This is a genomic window from Salegentibacter chungangensis (genome assembly GCF_042678405.1).
Taxonomy (GTDB): domain Bacteria; phylum Bacteroidota; class Bacteroidia; order Flavobacteriales; family Flavobacteriaceae; genus Salegentibacter_A; species Salegentibacter_A chungangensis.
This window is the reverse complement of record NZ_JBHTLI010000001.1, coordinates 2,107,311-2,122,772: the sequence shown is the minus strand read 5'-3', so window position 1 is coordinate 2,122,772 and position 15,462 is coordinate 2,107,311. Positions and strand designations below refer to the sequence as shown.

Sequence of the window (15,462 nt, the reverse complement as noted above, 5' to 3'; positions counted from 1 at the left end):
AATGGATAAATTACCAAAGATTGGACTACCAATACTTATTGTAGTCGTTATTTTAATAATTTTTATTGCTAAATCCACGGTGACTATAAACTCCGGTGAGGCCGGGGTCTTATACAAGACATTTGGCGGAGGGGTTGTTACAGATGAACCTCCTTTAAGTGAAGGTTTTCACCTGGTAGCTCCCTGGAACAGGGTGTTTGTTTACGAGGTCAGACAGCAGTCTATAGACGAAGAAATGAGGGTGCTATCCTCTAACGGTCTGGAGATTAAACTGGATGCTTCGGTATGGTTTCAGCCCTCTTACGAGGACCTTGGAAAACTTCATAAGGAAAAAGGAGATGAGTACATTCGGCGTTTGTTGCAACCGGCAGTAAGGTCGGCGGCAAGAGCCGTAGTTGGCCGATACAATCCGGAACAACTGTACGCCAGTAAAAGAGAAGCGATTCAGAATGAAATTTTTGAAGAAACCCAGATCTTGCTTGAAGAACAATATGTTCAGGTAAACGAGGTACTGGTAAGAGATGTTTCTCTTCCTTCCACAATTAAAGATGCTATCGAAAGGAAACTCAGGCAGGAACAGGAATCCCTGGAATATGAGTTCCGTTTGACCAAAGCCGAACAGGAAGCCGAGCGTCAGCGCATCGATGCTGAAGGTAAGGCGAGAGCTAACAGGATCCTTAGCGAATCTTTGACCGATAAAGTGTTAAAGGAAAAAGGTATCCAGGCAACTGTGGAACTTGCTAAATCGCCCAATGCTAAAACCGTTATAATTGGCTCCGGAGATGCAGGTATGCCAATTATTCTGGGCAATAATTAATTTGACAAATCTTAAATTATTCTAAACCCGTTTTTCAGTTTAAATAATATACTTAGATTTGCCTTTACAAATGAGAACAATTCAATTACATCATCACCATCATATTACTTCCACGCTCAGGCGAGGTAAATGAGGTATGCAGTAATTTTATCATAACTTATTTAAACCCGTTTGAGCTATTCAAACGGGTTTTTTGTTTTTAAGCACCAGGTAAAAAAGAATTTTTTCGGCTAACTTTAAGAAGGTCGACCAAAAAAATAAAAAGATGAAAAAAGAAAAACTGAGGATCGCTATTCAGAAATCGGGGAGATTGAACGAAGATTCTCTGAAGATCCTAAAAGATGCAGGGATTTCTATAGACAATGGTAAGGAACAGCTGAAGGCTACGGCAAGAAATTTTCCGCTGGAGGTGATGTACCTGAGAAATGGGGATATTCCGCAGTATTTAAGAGACGGAGTGGTAGATGTTGCCATTATTGGCGAAAATGTACTTATAGAAAAAGGAAAGGATATCATACAGGGTCAAAAACTGGGTTTCTCTAAATGTCGGGTATCCCTGGCGGTACCAAAATCGGTAAAATATAACGGGATCCGGGACCTTGATGGGAAAAAAATTGCGACATCTTACCCGAATACCGTAAATGAGTTTCTGGAGAAAAAAGGGATCTCTGCTGAACTTCACATCATTAACGGTTCGGTGGAAATAGCTCCTAATATCGGTCTTGCTGACGGTATCTGTGATATAGTGTCCAGCGGCAGCACCCTATTTAAGAACAACCTGAAAGAAGTGGAAGTGATGCTGAAGAGCGAGGCTATTTTGGCGATTTCCCCTAAGATAACCGGGGAACGCCAGGCTATCCTTGACAAATTGCAGTTCAGGATAAAATCGGTCCTGAATGCCCGCACTTCAAAATATATTTTGCTGAATTCTCCCAATGACAAGCTTGAAAAGATCATTGCATTGTTGCCGGGGATGCGAAGCCCAACCGTACTGCCTCTTGCCGAAGAAGGCTGGAGTTCAGTACATACGGTCATCAATGAAGAGCGCTTCTGGGAAGTTATAGATGAGCTCAAGGAAAATGGAGCCGAAGGCATACTGGTAGCTCCTATTGAAAAAATGGTAATTTAAGAATCAGTTCGAGAAAAAAGTTTTAAGATGAAAAAGATATTTAACCCGACAGCATCTGAATGGCCCGAGATTCTGAAAAGACCCACTCAAACAATAGAGGACATTGAAGAGACCGTAACCCAGATCTTTTCTGAAGTAAAGCAGAAAGGGGATGCTGCAGTCGCAAAATATACCGAGTTATTTGATGGGGTGAAACCCATAAATGCCCGGGTAAGTATGGGAGAAGTGGACAACGCGGCCCTGGAAGTAAGCGCTGATCTGAAAAAGGCCATCAAACTGGCCAAGACCAATATCGAAAAGTTTCACGCGGCCCAGAGAACTGCCCGGGTTGAAGTCACAACCTCGAAGGGAGTGAAGTGCTGGCAGGAGAAAAGGCCTATCCAGAAGATAGGATTGTATATTCCCGGAGGAAGTGCTCCTTTATTTTCAACTATCCTTATGCTGGCGGCACCTGCGGCTTTAGCCGGATGTAAGGAGATCGTGCTGTGTACGCCACCGGACAAGGAAGGGAACGTTCATCCCGCAATTTTATATACCGCCCAGCTGTGCGGGATCACAAGTATTTTTAAGATTGGGGGGATCCAGGCCATAGCTGCGATGACCTTCGGGACCGAAAGCGTTCCTAAAGTCTATAAGATCTTCGGCCCCGGGAACCAGTTCGTAACCGTAGCCAAACAACTTGCCACAAGGTTTAGTGTAGCTATAGATATGCCTGCCGGGCCTTCAGAGTTGCTTGTGGTTGCCGATGATTCTGCCAATGCATCTTTTGTCGCTTCTGATCTTCTAAGCCAGGCCGAGCACGGGGCAGACAGTCAGGTGATCCTGGTTTCCGCTTCCAGGGGATTGATGGATGAAGTGGAGAAGGAAATAGAAATTCAGCTTGAAGAGCTTCCGAGAAAGGAAATTGCGAAAAAAGCCATCGCTAATTCAAAGCTTATATACCTCGAAGATCAGGAGGCTGCCCTGGAACTGATAAACGAGTATGCGCCGGAACACTTTATAATTGCCGCGGAAAACGAACAATTTTATTCAGAAGGGATTTACAATGCCGGTTCGGTGTTCATAGGGAATTATACCCCAGAGAGTGCCGGAGATTATGCATCGGGAACCAATCACACTTTGCCTACCAATGCATACGCCAGGCAGTATAGTGGTGTGAACCTGGATAGTTTTATGACGGCTATCACTTTTCAGAAAATAAGCGAAGAGGGGATCAGAGAAATTGGGCCTTCTATAGAGCTTATGGCTGAAGCCGAAGGGCTGCAGGCTCATAAGAATGCCGTTAGCCTTAGGCTTGAAAAACTGAAGCGGAATAAATAAGGGAAAAGAAAAGCTCAAAAATGAATAATTTCGATATAAATAAACTGGTTCGTGAGAACATTGCAGGCCTGAAGCCTTATTCATCGGCAAGGGATGAGTACCAGTCCAATGGTTCTGAAATGGTCTTTCTGGATGCCAATGAAAATCCGTTTCAGACCGATGTGAACCGTTATCCAGATCCGCAACAGCGCACTCTAAAGGCCGAGTTGGCTAATTTAAAGGCTGTGAAGCCTGAAAAACTGCTTCTGGGGAATGGTAGTGATGAAGTACTGGATCTGCTCTTCAGAGCTTTTTGTGAGCCTAAAAAAGATAACATCATTACGCTGCCCCCAACCTACGGGATGTACAAGGTGCTGGCTAACATTAACGATATTGAAAATCGAGAAGTTCTGCTGAATCAGGATTTTGAACCTGATGTTGACGAAATTCTAAGTACAGCAGATAAAAAAACCAAGCTTATCTTTTTGTGCTCTCCCAACAATCCTACGGGAAATTCTTTCGATGCAGACAGGGTGAGGAAGCTGCTTCAGGACTTTAAGGGAATCGTTGTGATTGATGAAGCCTATATTGACTTTTCAGAGAAGGAAAGCTGGCTGAAAAAGATGGAGGAGTATCCAAACCTGGTGGTGACCCAAACCTTATCAAAGGCTTATGGAATGGCCGGGATCAGGTTGGGAGCCTGCTATGCTTCTGAAGAGATCATCAGAATTCTGAACCGGATTAAACCGCCTTATAACGTAAACGAACTAACTCAGCTCAGGGCTCTTAAAAGGGTTCTCGATAAGGATAATGTAAATTTAGAAGTGTCTGATATACTGAATGAAAGAGATTCGTTGTTTAAAGTTTTACTTGAGGTTAAGTTTGTTAAGAAAGTTTATCCGTCAGATGCCAATTTCATCCTTGTAAAGGTTGATGACGCCAACAGGAGATATGAGGAATTATTGAAAGAAGGGATCGTGATCAGGAACAGGACCACTCAGCCGCTTTGTGAGAACACCCTCCGGTTCACCGTAGGAACCCCTGAAGAAAATAAAAGATTAATAGCTTCGCTAAAAAGCATTGAATAGTATGAAAAAAGTATTGTTTATAGACCGTGACGGGACCCTTATTCACGAGCCAGAAGATTACCAGGTAGACAGTCTTGATAAACTGGAATTTTATCCGGAAGCACTCTTTTACCTTAAAAAGATCGCTGAAGAACTGGATTATGAATTCGTGATGGTAACCAATCAGGATGGTTTAGGGACAAAGGCCTATCTCGAGGAAAGCTTCTGGCCTGTTCAGAATTTTATCCTGCGAACTTTCAAAAATGAGGGGGTGGAATTCTCTGATATATTGATGGACCGGAGTTTCCCGGAGGAGAATAGTCCAAACAGGAAACCAAATACCGGACTGCTTGAAGGCAGGTTCCTGAATAATGAGGAGTATGATCTGAAAAATTCCTTTATGATAGGGGACAGGCTTACAGATATTGAATTCGCATACAATTTTGGGGGGAAAGGGATCTTTATAGATACCCACGAGGCTTTAGGAGAAGACGAGATTGAGAATCATAAGAATAAGGTAGAGGAGGCCATTGCATTGAAGACTGACAGCTGGAAGAGGATCTATGAATTCCTGAAGCTCGAGGACCGAACCGCCGAAATTAGCCGTAAAACCAACGAGACCGATATTCATATAGAACTTAACCTCGATGGCACGGGAAGATCAGATATCTCCACGGGTATCAAATTTTTCGACCATATGCTGGACCAGATCGCAAGGCACGGGCAAATGGATCTTGTGGTGCAGGTGAAGGGAGATCTGGAGGTAGATGAACACCACACCATAGAAGATACCGCTATTGCACTTGGAGAGGTGTTCAGTAAAGCTCTAGGGAACAAACTGGGTATCGAGCGTTACGGGTTCTGTCTTCCAATGGATGATTCCCTGGCACAGGTAGCCATCGATTTTGGCGGAAGGAACTGGCTGGTGTGGGAAGCAAGCTTTACCCGGGAAATGGTTGGAAAGATGCCTACAGAGATGTTCTCTCATTTCTTTAAATCTTTTACTGACGGTGCCAGGGCCAATCTGAATATTAAAGCTGAAGGTACTAACGAGCACCATAAGATCGAGGCGATCTTTAAAGCCTTTGCAAAAGCTATCAAGATGGCCGTAAAAAGAGATGCAGAAAAGATGATCCTGCCATCCACAAAAGGAGTGCTGTAGAACAATAAAAGGTTTAGAATGAAAATAGTGATCATTGATTACGGAGCCGGTAATATACAGAGTATAAAATTCGCTATAAAAAGGCTGGGTTATGAGGCTGTTTTAAGCAGTGACCCTGAAGAAATTAGAGCCGCAGATAAGGTGATCTTTCCGGGAGTGGGAGAAGCCAGCAGTGCAATGAAAATGTTGAGGGCTACCTCGCTGGATAGAATTATTCCTGAACTAAAACAACCTGTACTGGGAATATGCCTCGGGATGCAATTGATGTGTGAGCATTCCGAAGAAGGTGATACTACCGGGTTGGGAATTTTTGATGCCCGGGTGGTCAGGTTCGATAATTCGGTCAAGGTACCTCAGATTGGCTGGAACCAGATCTATGATCTGGAATCGGAATTATTCGAAGGCATTCGGGAAAAGGAGTATATATACCTGGTGCACAGCTATTATGTGAAAGAATGTGAAGAGACCATAGCTTCTACTGAGTACGGAGTGGAATATACTTCAGCCATTAAGAAAAATAATTTCTACGGGGTTCAGTTTCACCCCGAGAAAAGCAGTGACGCCGGTGAACGAATATTGGAAAACTTTCTGAAATTATAGAAGCTAAAGAAAAAAGATAAATGAGAATAATACCAGCCATAGATATCATAGAAGGAAAGTGCGTAAGACTTTCAAAGGGCGATTATAATACCAAAAAGATCTATAATGAAAATCCGCTGGAAGTCGCCAGGAGATTTCAGGATCACGGAATAGAACACCTTCATTTGGTTGATCTTGACGGTGCTAAATCCAGGCATATAGTTAATCACGGAATCCTGGAGGAGATCGCGTCAAAGACCGATCTTAAGGTGGATTTTGGTGGCGGGTTGAAATCTGATAAGGATCTCGAGATCGCTTTCGAATGTGGGGCGAGCCAGATCACCGGCGGCAGCATTGCTGTTAAGGATCCCGAAAGGTTTACCTCCTGGATACAGAAATTTGGAGCGGAAAAGATCATCCTTGGTGCCGATGCCAATAATGAAAAGATCGCGGTTAGCGGCTGGCAGGAAGAATCGGAAAAGGAGTTAATTCCTTTCATTAAAGAATACCGGGAAAAAGGCATTGATTATGTGATCTGTACCGATATCTCCAAGGACGGGATGCTTCAGGGACCTGCTTTCGATCTATATAAAAGGATCCTTGAGGAAACAGAAGGCTCTGTGAAGCTAATTGCTTCCGGCGGGATCTCCGAATTCGGGGAATTACCTAAGCTTTCCGAGCTGGGATGCGAAGGAACTATTATCGGGAAAGCCATTTACGAAGGCAGAATTCAGCTCAAAGAGCTGGAGGCTTTTATTCTGAATAACTAAACGAATAAGAATGTTAACAAAACGAATCATACCCTGCCTGGATATTAAGAACGGAAGGACGGTAAAAGGAGTGAATTTTGTAGACCTTCGGGATGCCGGAGACCCGGTAGAACTTGCAGCCAAGTATGCCAGATCCGGTGCTGATGAGCTGGTATTCCTCGATATTTCGGCCACCGAAGAAAGAAGAAAGACCCTGGCCGATCTTGTATTGAGGGTGGCTGAAAAGGTAAATATTCCCTTTACCGTTGGAGGGGGGATCTCTTCTATAGAGGATGTAGACATACTTTTGCAGAACGGTGCAGATAAGGTTTCGGTAAATTCTTCTGCAGTAAAGAATCCGCAACTGATCAATGAGCTTACCCAAAAGTTTGGGAGTCAGTGCATTACAGTGGCCATAGATGCCAAACAGGTAAATGGAAAATGGCTGGTGCATCTTGTGGGTGGTAAGATCCCAACAAAACTCGATCTTTTCGAATGGGCTAAGGAAGTGGAAGAAAGAGGCGCCGGTGAAATTCTTTTTACCTCGATGAATAATGACGGAACCAAAGACGGCTTCGCAAATCTTGCCCTGGCAAAACTTTCGGAAGAGCTGAATATCCCGATAATCGCATCGGGAGGGGCGGGGAATGTTCAGCATTTTGTAGATGCATTTACCGAAGGAAAAGCTGATGCCGCTCTTGCAGCCAGTATTTTTCACTTTAAGGAGATAGAGATCCCGGATCTGAAAGTGGAATTGAAAAAACAGGGAATCCCGGTAAGACTTTAGGCTAAAAAACAAAAAGAAGACATGAATATAGATTTTAATAAAAATAACGACGGACTGGTGCCTGCCATTATTCAGGATGCTGATACTAAAAATGTGCTGATGCTGGGCTATATGAATGAAGAGGCATTCTTAAAGACCAACGAAACGAAAAAGGTTACTTTTTATAGTAGAAGTAAAAAAAGGCTCTGGACTAAAGGTGAGGAAAGCGGTAATTTCCTTCACCTTGTAAATATTAAGAACGATTGTGATAATGATAGCCTGCTGGTAAGTGTAAGGCCACAGGGGCCTGTGTGTCATAAGGGAACCGATACTTGCTGGGCAGAAGATAATGAGCCCAGTTTTGGTTTTCTATCTAACCTGGAAGGAATTATTGCCAAGCGTAAAAGAATGAGCGAGGTGGAGCCCGAATTGCGTGAGGACAAAAAAAGCTACGTGGTGTCCCTGTTCGATGAGGGTATTAATAAAATCGCGCAGAAAGTAGGCGAGGAGGCCGTGGAAACCGTGATCGAGGCCAAGGACGATAATGAAGAACTCTTCCTGAACGAAAGCGCCGATCTCTTATTCCATTACCTGATACTGTTGAAGGCTAAAGGCTATGCGCTTAAGGATGTGGTAAAGGTCCTGGAAGGAAGACATTAAGTTATTCTTCCCAGGACCCAAGTTTTCCTGCTTCGTAATCTATATATGCCTGGTTGATCTCCTCCATAGAATTCATAACAAAAGGACCCCGGGCAACCACGGGTTCTTTGAATGGCTTCGCGTGGCCGAAGATTAAAGTGCTGTCTTCCACGGCTTCTATTTCCAGGTTTTCATCATCATTATCGAATTCTATAAGGTGCCTGTACATTGCCTGTTCCCCATTTACCTTAAGTTCCCCAGATACCACATAGAAGAAAATATTCTCCTCGCCGGAAACCTGAAGTTTCAGGTGGGAACCTTTTTTAAAACGGATGGTCGTGAGATGAATATCAGTAAGGGTATCAAATGCGCCCTTGGTTCCTTTAAATTCTCCCGAAATTACCTGCGCCGTGATATTTCCGGAATCAAGTGTTACCACAGGAATATCCTTTTCCTGCAGACCCTTGTAGCGGGGCTCGGTCATCTTGAACTTTGCAGGCAGGTTGATCCACAGCTGGAGTATTTCAAGGTCTCCACCATCGTTTTTGAACTCTTCTGAAGATACCTCAGCGTGAATGAGTCCGCTTCCGGCAGTCATCCACTGAACACCGCCACGATCTATAACGCTTTTATGTCCTCCTGAATCTTTATGAGCGATATCTCCCTCCAGAATAAAGGTAACGGTTTCCATCCCGCGGTGAGGATGCGGCCCAAAGGGCAGTCCATTATTATTTGGCGGGTACTTCTGTGGCCCGTGATGGTTAAGGAATATAAACGGGTCTATCATCTGCAGGCTTGCAGTGGGCATAGGGGAGTAGGTGATGAGGTCGGCTATGGGGCGATAATCAGCCTGGTGGATTTTCTTTATGGTTCTCATCGCTTTTTGATTATTTTTTATCCTTAATATTTCTGACGTATATCAGTTTAAATTTGGAGTTTTGGTTGGTTCTGGATTCGATCTCAAATTTCCCGATGGAATCGATCATTGGGGTTAATTTTTCAAAACCGTAGTTCCTGGAATCGAAATTAGGCTGCTTCTTCTGAAGTAAGCTCCCCACATCCCCAAGAAATGCCCAGCCGTCTTCATCGGCGACATCAGAAATGGTATGCGCAATAAGCCTGACAACTTTCGGGGTAATTCTGTCCACACTGCTTTTTTTAGGGCTTTTTCCTTTTTTGGAAGCAGCTTCAGTATCCTTATCGTTGTCTTTAAGAATTTCAATATATATAAACCTATCGCAGGCTACTATAAACGGGTCAGGAGTCTTCTTTTCCCCAAGACCAATAACCTTCATTCCGGCTTCCCGGAGTCTTGTGGCCAGTCTTGTGAAATCGCTGTCACTGGACACAATACAGAATCCATCTACCTTGTTTGAATACAGAATATCCATAGCATCGATGATCATAGCCGAGTCGGTAGCGTTCTTCCCCTGGGTGTAACCGTATTGTTGAATAGGATTAATAGCGTTTTCAAGCAGGACATTTTTCCATTTAGCCAGATGTGGCTTGGTCCAGTCTCCATAGATCCTCTTAATGGTAGGGTTCCCATGTTTAGCGATCTCTTCCATCATTTCTTTGATGTAGGCTGAAGGTATATTGTCTCCGTCTATTAATACTGCAAGATTTGTATCCATAAATTGTATTTGGTTGTATGCTATAAAGATAGTTTTTTAAATGCAAAAGGCGGCATCGTGCCGCCTTAAAGGAATATTTCTGATAGGATTAAATTAATAATTGTAACGCAGCAGGGCGTTCATCTTAGAACTTTTTTCCGGCATAAATGCGGAATCCAGCAAGTATACGTTTCCGCCCTGTTGTATGACTTTAGCTGCTGCCCAGTTCATAAGTGAAGTATTGGCTTCATTTTGATGGTCGTCAACATTCACGGCCATTTTATCTTCGTCATAAGACCCCCAGATCTCTTCCCGGTTCTCGAGGAACAGGGTATCTACTTTTCCTTCGTGAATAGCAGGCAGGATCTCGCTCACTGCAGCCGCAGTTTTATTAGTCTGATTAAATTCATTGAATTTGTTGATCTTTGAGCGTTCTTCCTGCTTAAGTATGGGTTCCAGTTGTTCGAGTGCTTTTTGATGCAGTCCAAACATATCAGAATCAGAAGGATTTCCTGAAACCGACTTATCTACAAGATGCTTGTAGGTATTAGCCTGTTTATAAATTGGAAACAGGTAATCCTGACAGGCAACTACAAGGGGAACATTCTCCGCATGAAGAATACTATGCAGGCCTTTATCTATAGCTCTGAAAAACTGGCTTATCTCTTCCTTATGATCCCTTTCACTGCCACCGTGACCGTGAAACTGAGCCTTACCCTGTCCTACCTGCTGGGTTCTGAACTGCAGGTTCTTTTCTTTATAATCGTATCCTACACTGTCCTCCAGCCTGGAAGGAGTAAGGTCTTCTACATAAACTTCCCCAATACTGTACTTAGTGGCTTCATAAAGGGCTACATCGTCCAGCTGTACCGTAAGTAAATAAAACCTCGCATCTTCGGCAAATACCGGAATTAGAGGTTTTATATAGAATTCACGGGAAATATAATGATGGGTTTCAAATTTTACCGGTACGGTATATTTTTCAAAAAAGCTTTCAGAAGTATATACTGCAAGTCCGTCTGACTGGTGTCTCCAGAATTCTTTATCATTTACAAGTTCCAGAACAGGTTTGCCAAGTTTTTCGATCTTTTCAGCAGCTACTCCTTTATTTTCCAGCTCTTGTTTCACCTCTTTCCATTTAGACTTTAGGTGTGTACTGTTCTTTCCTTCTAACACTTCCTTTCCCGCTCTTTCAGTGGGAATAAAGATAGAGACACATAGCTCATTTCTAGCTTGTGATAATTCTTTAAATTCTTCCTGACTTATCAATGCCATAATATTAGTTTTTTGGATTTACATTCGAGATTTTCGGGAGGTGAATCTCGAATTTGAGATTGGTTAATACTGTAGATAAGATAAGCCGATTTGCTCTGAAATCAAAGGGATTTACTCAAGTGTAGTGCTAAATCTTTCTTAATAATTTTAAAGAAGAATAGGGGTGTCAAAGCTCATCGTTTGGCTCGACGTGAATGTGCACATCCACGATCTCCGGGAAATGGTTCAGCAGCTCATCTTTTACCCGGTGGGCGATATCGTGCCCTTTTTTAACACTTAATTCAGGATCTACGCCAATATGAAGATCTACGTGGTAGCTCATCCCCATCTTGCGTACATAGCATTTTTCAGTGTCAGTAACCCCATCAACACCTTCACTGATCTTTCTGATCTCTTTGATCATTTCGTCATACATATGCTCATCCATTACTTCCCCAAGGGCAGGTCTTAGAATAAGATAGGCATTATAAATAATAAAACCGGAAGCCAGTAAAGCAGCCCAGTCGTCGGCTGTTTCATAGCCTTTCCCCATAAAAAGCGCAATAGAGATCCCTATGAATGCCATAAGGGAAGTGATGGCATCGCTGCGGTGGTGCCAGGCGTCTGCCTTTAAGGAAGAACTCTTGGTCTCGTCACTTTTATTAGAGATCTTTCGGTAAAATATCTCTTTGGTAATTATGATCACGGCCAGGACGATAAGCGTATACGGTTTCGGAACCTTGTGAGGGGTCTGTATGTTTTGAATACTTTCATAGGCAATTACCGTAGCTGAGACTACCAGGAACCCCACCACCAGAAAGGTGATTAGGGCTTCGGCCTTTCCGTGGCCATAAGGATGATTCTTATCCGGCGGTTTTGAGGAGTATTTTAATCCGAATAAGACCAGTAAGGAGGCAAAAACATCGGTAGTAGATTCTATAGCGTCAGCAATCAGGGCATAGGAGTTGCCAAAAAATCCCGTAAGGCCCTTTATTATGGCAAGCAGGGCATTACCAAAAATGCTGAAATATGAGGCTTTGATGGCTTCCCGGTTATTCTGATTCATTCGGATTACAGGATTTAGAGCTTGTAAAGTTAATGGGAAAAACCAAGAATCCCAGAAAAACTGAAGCTCTGATTGGTTAAAAGCAGAACCTGCTAATAATCAAAGCAATTCTTTAAGCATTTATGGTATATACAGTAAGTTGGTGTCGCTCCGGGCTTTTACATCAGGTTTAATTCACCAATATTATATTTTTAAAAATTATTCATTACAGATCATTACCACCAGACCACGAATAAACGTTCATATTCTTCATCACCTTTTTTCATCCATACCAGTGGAGCTTTTTTATACTCAAAAAGATCTTTGATCTGTTCTTTTATCTCTTTATAGGAAAACCATTCCCTACCTGAATCCGGGTTTACAGGCCAGTCCTTTTTAACAGGAGTGAAATACTCAAAATCTCCATAATTCTCTTCGCTGAAATCTGAAAACGAGATCCAGTACCCGGCGATACACTGGTTGTTTATGAGCGGGAACTCCAGGCCTGCCAGGTGTTTTGGCACAAATAGATTTGCCTTGAAACATACTTCCTGGCGGATATCAGAGGTATCCAGGTCCATCGCTTTGAGGGCTTCTTTGGTTTCAGGCTTGTAAAGTAAAGGCAGCTGCTTTTGCTTTAACTTCTCGGTTTTCTGAAGCAGGCTGTCCCTTCGGTTAGGGCCTATCCAACGGGCAAGCTCCTCAGGAAAAGTAGGATCATAAACATAGAATTTATAAACAAGCTCTATATGTGAAACTCTTTCCTCTTTTTTATCCCTTACGAGGAAATCGATCTCTCCCAGGGTAATCTTTTCACGACTAATTTGCAGGTTCGCGGTAATGATTTCAAGATCTTCCTGTTGTTGCAGCCCGACCTCAAAAAAACGCTCCACGCGTTTCCCCAGAACACTTCCGGAAATCTTTTCTGAATTAATAGCTGAATAAAACGCCTCCCGGAAGTCTAATACAGGTAAATTGAATTGGCGCAGGCCAAAAAGCCGATCTTCTTTCCAGAGGGAAGGGGTTTTCCAGAAACCCTCAAAACGCTGATGATCTTGGAACATATTCAGATTGTTTTTTATTGATCCTGCTTACTGAGCAGAAATGAGAAAGGGCTCAACACAGGAATATGCATAAATATAACATTAATGATACCCAGAACAGGAATTGCCAGGATCATTCCCATAATTCCCCAGACCATATTTCCCAGGATAACCGCCAGGATTATAAAGAAAGGATGTATATCTACTTTATCTCCCACCACGTAAGGCTCAAGGATATAGCTTTCTATAAACTGAACAAGGCTAAAGGTGATCACTATTCCGATAAGAATGTTAGTATCTCCCTGGGTAAGATAACCTATGCTCATTGCCATTAGAAGCCCAACCAGGTTACCAATAAAGGGGATAAGGCTTAGAAATGCCGAAATAAGGCTGATGATAATGAAGTTTTTGACTCCGGATATTCCCAGGCCTATGCTGTAAAGAACGGCAAGAAAAAGAATAAGGACCAGCCGGCCTTGCAAATAACCCTGGGCCACTTTAGCGGTTTTGGTAATGATATTTTCAACCTTCGAATGGTGATCGTCTGGAAAAAGCCTGAGTATGAATTCCCGGAACATTCTCCGGTAATTAAGCAGGAAGAAGATATATATGAAGGTGAGCAGGTAATTGCTAAAGAAGCTCATTACCTGGTTAATAAGGCTAAGGGCCTGTTTGCCGGTATTGGTCTTTTTGGCTGTTTTATCTGCCAGTTTTTTTCCGCTTTCATAAGACTCCACTTTCTGGCGGGTTAGAGGAGTGTTTTCCGCAATATATTTTTCAGCTTTTTCGATCTTTGGCTTCATTGTGTTCTGGATCTTTTCCCAGTCATCAACAAAACTTTTGACCTGGAAGCCCACTAATCCTGCAAAAACAAGGGAAAGTAAGAACACCAGAAAAGTGCTTAACAGAGAGGCGATGATCCTTTTCATCTTCCATTGTTCCATTTTAGAACAAACAGGTATCATTAAAAGGGCAAGAATCACGGCCATTACAAGAGGAGCAAGGAAAGCCTTTGCTTCAACAAGGCCCATAAATAAAAAGTAAACTCCAATAATTATTGCTGTTACAGGAAAGAGCAGTCTTTTAATTTGATTCATAAATTCGGGATTAGAAAGTTAAGGTATAAAAACTTTGGAAAGGTCCCGAAATTTAGACTATTCTTTAATTTCCTCTTAACAAATAAAGAAGAATGGCTTAAAAATATTTGTGCTTGGGATCTGGTCCCCATTTATTGCTTCCCGCAACACCTTCGGTTAAGGTTAAAATCAGGAACCAAAAACCACCAATTATGGGAATGAGGTTGATAAGACACATCCATCCGCTGTTATCTGTGTCGTGCAATCTTCTTGAGGCAACTGCCAGGCTCGGAATAATGCTGGCTATTGTGTAAACCAGGAACAAGGTTCCAAAGAACCCAGTATAATGAGCTATTATCATATCGAAGGCTATGGCAAGAAGTGTGAAAATGAAATTATAAAAGATAAACATCCAGTATTCCATCCTCCTGGCTCTTCCATTAAAGACTGAATAATTGTTCAATACGTGTAAATACCATTTCATATTGAAAGATGATTTAAAAACTTAACCGGACCCCGGGTTTAGTATTTCCGTGGTCCGGTTAGTAATTTATTGTGCCACTATATTTCCCTGCTCTTCCTTCTCAGCTTTCTTTTCGAACTGAATTCGCAGAGCATCGTAGTTGTCGGCTCTTACGCCAACCAACCCATAAATAGTTTCACCGGGCTTTATTACTTTTCCTGTTATGTCATATTGCATAAGCTCCTTTTTGAAGTTTTTGTTGGCCATAGACGCCCCTAGCAAATTACCGCCTGCAAGTCCGGGTCCAACTATAAGTCCGGCAGGGAAACTATTGGAGGTCACCGTAGAGTTTGTTGTACTTGTAGAAGTCACCTGCATTGGGGTTAGCAATAAGTACAACAGATAATAGACAGGCTGTTGTTTTAACTTGCTAAAAACTTTCTTTGTTTCCATTTGTACAATTTTACTTCCGTTCTCATAGGCTATATTCATATCGCTTCCGAAACGAAGGTCTTCTTTTCCGTTATTGGTGATCTTCACAGCTATGAGTCTTATATCTTTCTTATCTTCCTTTTTGGCATATTTTTTTTCCAATAGATCGTATTTGTACTCCATTGTCACGCCATTTTCAAGATGGTTTGAATTATAGCTCAAAGATTCGGGTTTTATCTTTTGATAGCTGGAAGCGCAACTGCTTAAAAGGATTCCACTTAAAATGGCTAGTGTAAATTTGAATTTTCTCATTTAGATGTTGTTAGGTG

General features: G+C 42.5%; 16 protein-coding genes and 1 pseudogene. 9 read left to right on the top strand and 8 right to left on the bottom strand.

All coding sequences use genetic code 11. The annotated features are described in order from the left end of the window. Position 1 precedes the first annotated feature (1 nt). The 9 genes and pseudogenes from ACFQ3Q_RS09680 to hisIE form a co-directional block, all read left to right on the top strand. Positions 2-817: a prohibitin family protein gene (locus tag ACFQ3Q_RS09680; protein ID WP_380745210.1), complete on the top strand. Its 816-nt coding sequence runs from the start codon at positions 2-4 to the stop codon at positions 815-817. A 265-nt stretch (positions 818-1,082) separates the two neighbouring features. Further along, the gene (gene hisG / locus ACFQ3Q_RS09675) at positions 1,083-1,946 is read left to right on the top strand and encodes an ATP phosphoribosyltransferase (protein WP_380745208.1); all 864 of its coding nucleotides are present in this window, start codon (positions 1,083-1,085) and stop codon (positions 1,944-1,946) included. Between the two features lie 27 nt (positions 1,947-1,973). Continuing rightward, positions 1,974-3,266, top strand: a complete 1,293-nt coding sequence (hisD, locus tag ACFQ3Q_RS09670; protein ID WP_380745206.1) for a histidinol dehydrogenase — start codon at positions 1,974-1,976, stop codon at positions 3,264-3,266. 20 nt (positions 3,267-3,286) lie between these two features. Further along, on the top strand, positions 3,287-4,333 hold the full coding sequence (gene hisC / locus ACFQ3Q_RS09665) for a histidinol-phosphate transaminase (protein WP_380745205.1): 1,047 nt from the start codon (positions 3,287-3,289) through the stop codon (positions 4,331-4,333). A 1-nt stretch (position 4,334) separates the two neighbouring features. Then, complete coding sequence (gene hisB, locus ACFQ3Q_RS09660; RefSeq protein WP_380745204.1) at positions 4,335-5,474, top strand: bifunctional histidinol-phosphatase/imidazoleglycerol-phosphate dehydratase HisB; 1,140 nt, start codon at positions 4,335-4,337, stop codon at positions 5,472-5,474. Between the two features lie 18 nt (positions 5,475-5,492). Continuing rightward, positions 5,493-6,074 carry an imidazole glycerol phosphate synthase subunit HisH gene (hisH, locus tag ACFQ3Q_RS09655; RefSeq protein ID WP_380745202.1) on the top strand — a complete coding sequence of 194 codons (582 nt, stop codon included), beginning with the start codon at positions 5,493-5,495 and terminating at the stop codon, positions 6,072-6,074. A gap of 20 nt (positions 6,075-6,094) precedes the next feature. After that, the gene (gene hisA, locus ACFQ3Q_RS09650) at positions 6,095-6,823 is read left to right on the top strand and encodes a 1-(5-phosphoribosyl)-5-[(5-phosphoribosylamino)methylideneamino]imidazole-4-carboxamide isomerase (RefSeq protein ID WP_380745200.1); all 729 of its coding nucleotides are present in this window, start codon (positions 6,095-6,097) and stop codon (positions 6,821-6,823) included. 10 nt (positions 6,824-6,833) lie between these two features. Continuing rightward, positions 6,834-7,589 carry an imidazole glycerol phosphate synthase subunit HisF gene (gene hisF / locus ACFQ3Q_RS09645; protein ID WP_380745198.1) on the top strand — a complete coding sequence of 252 codons (756 nt, stop codon included), beginning with the start codon at positions 6,834-6,836 and terminating at the stop codon, positions 7,587-7,589. 18 nt (positions 7,590-7,607) lie between these two features. Beyond that, positions 7,608-8,228 (top strand): annotated as a pseudogene (gene hisIE / locus ACFQ3Q_RS09640) (bifunctional phosphoribosyl-AMP cyclohydrolase/phosphoribosyl-ATP diphosphatase HisIE); the annotation flags it as partial. A gap of 1 nt (position 8,229) precedes the next feature. On the opposite strand, the gene ACFQ3Q_RS09635 reads toward hisIE, so the two are convergent. The 8 genes from ACFQ3Q_RS09635 to ACFQ3Q_RS09600 all read right to left on the bottom strand — a co-directional run bounded on the left by ACFQ3Q_RS09635 (position 8,230) and on the right by ACFQ3Q_RS09600 (position 15,445). Further along, complete coding sequence (locus tag ACFQ3Q_RS09635; protein ID WP_380745197.1) at positions 8,230-9,084, bottom strand: pirin family protein; 855 nt, start codon at positions 9,082-9,084, stop codon at positions 8,230-8,232. Between the two features lie 10 nt (positions 9,085-9,094). Beyond that, a complete protein-coding gene (locus tag ACFQ3Q_RS09630) occupies positions 9,095-9,841 on the bottom strand; it encodes an NYN domain-containing protein (protein ID WP_380745195.1) in 747 nt (248 codons plus the stop codon). Positions 9,842-9,934: 93 nt separating this feature from the next. Continuing rightward, the gene (locus ACFQ3Q_RS09625) at positions 9,935-11,095 is read right to left on the bottom strand and encodes a baeRF7 domain-containing protein (RefSeq protein WP_380745193.1); all 1,161 of its coding nucleotides are present in this window, start codon (positions 11,093-11,095) and stop codon (positions 9,935-9,937) included. Between the two features lie 166 nt (positions 11,096-11,261). Then, entirely contained in the window at positions 11,262-12,140 is an 879-nt protein-coding gene (locus ACFQ3Q_RS09620; protein WP_380745192.1) for a cation diffusion facilitator family transporter, read from the bottom strand. Between the two features lie 215 nt (positions 12,141-12,355). Continuing rightward, the gene (locus ACFQ3Q_RS09615; protein ID WP_380745190.1) at positions 12,356-13,183 is read right to left on the bottom strand and encodes a DUF1853 family protein; all 828 of its coding nucleotides are present in this window, start codon (positions 13,181-13,183) and stop codon (positions 12,356-12,358) included. Positions 13,184-13,197: 14 nt separating this feature from the next. Beyond that, positions 13,198-14,259: an AI-2E family transporter gene (locus ACFQ3Q_RS09610; protein ID WP_380745188.1), complete on the bottom strand. Its 1,062-nt coding sequence runs from the start codon at positions 14,257-14,259 to the stop codon at positions 13,198-13,200. Between the two features lie 97 nt (positions 14,260-14,356). Next, positions 14,357-14,722 (bottom strand): DUF805 domain-containing protein, encoded by a 366-nt coding sequence (locus tag ACFQ3Q_RS09605; protein ID WP_380745186.1) that lies wholly within the window; start codon positions 14,720-14,722, stop codon positions 14,357-14,359. 66 nt (positions 14,723-14,788) lie between these two features. Further along, complete coding sequence (locus tag ACFQ3Q_RS09600; RefSeq protein WP_380745184.1) at positions 14,789-15,445, bottom strand: hypothetical protein; 657 nt, start codon at positions 15,443-15,445, stop codon at positions 14,789-14,791. Between the last annotated feature and the right edge of the window lie 17 nt (positions 15,446-15,462).

Bases quoted from the DNA above. Each gene is read 5' to 3' on its own strand.
- ACFQ3Q_RS09610 (WP_380745188.1), bottom strand. From the start codon at position 14,259: ATGAATCAAATTAAAAGACTGCTCTTTCCTGTAACAGCAATAATTATT.
- hisB (WP_380745204.1), top strand. From the start codon at position 4,335: ATGAAAAAAGTATTGTTTATAGACCGTGACGGGACCCTTATTCACGAG.
- hisC (WP_380745205.1), top strand. From the start codon at position 3,287: ATGAATAATTTCGATATAAATAAACTGGTTCGTGAGAACATTGCAGGC.
- hisH (WP_380745202.1), top strand. From the start codon at position 5,493: ATGAAAATAGTGATCATTGATTACGGAGCCGGTAATATACAGAGTATA.
- hisF (WP_380745198.1), top strand. From the start codon at position 6,834: ATGTTAACAAAACGAATCATACCCTGCCTGGATATTAAGAACGGAAGG.
- hisG (WP_380745208.1), top strand. From the start codon at position 1,083: ATGAAAAAAGAAAAACTGAGGATCGCTATTCAGAAATCGGGGAGATTG.
- ACFQ3Q_RS09625 (WP_380745193.1), bottom strand. From the start codon at position 11,095: ATGGCATTGATAAGTCAGGAAGAATTTAAAGAATTATCACAAGCTAGA.
- ACFQ3Q_RS09600 (WP_380745184.1), bottom strand. From the start codon at position 15,445: ATGAGAAAATTCAAATTTACACTAGCCATTTTAAGTGGAATCCTTTTA.
- ACFQ3Q_RS09680 (WP_380745210.1), top strand. From the start codon at position 2: ATGGATAAATTACCAAAGATTGGACTACCAATACTTATTGTAGTCGTT.
- ACFQ3Q_RS09620 (WP_380745192.1), bottom strand. From the start codon at position 12,140: ATGAATCAGAATAACCGGGAAGCCATCAAAGCCTCATATTTCAGCATT.
- hisA (WP_380745200.1), top strand. From the start codon at position 6,095: ATGAGAATAATACCAGCCATAGATATCATAGAAGGAAAGTGCGTAAGA.
- ACFQ3Q_RS09605 (WP_380745186.1), bottom strand. From the start codon at position 14,722: ATGAAATGGTATTTACACGTATTGAACAATTATTCAGTCTTTAATGGA.
- hisD (WP_380745206.1), top strand. From the start codon at position 1,974: ATGAAAAAGATATTTAACCCGACAGCATCTGAATGGCCCGAGATTCTG.
- ACFQ3Q_RS09635 (WP_380745197.1), bottom strand. From the start codon at position 9,084: ATGAGAACCATAAAGAAAATCCACCAGGCTGATTATCGCCCCATAGCC.
- ACFQ3Q_RS09615 (WP_380745190.1), bottom strand. From the start codon at position 13,183: ATGTTCCAAGATCATCAGCGTTTTGAGGGTTTCTGGAAAACCCCTTCC.
- ACFQ3Q_RS09630 (WP_380745195.1), bottom strand. From the start codon at position 9,841: ATGGATACAAATCTTGCAGTATTAATAGACGGAGACAATATACCTTCA.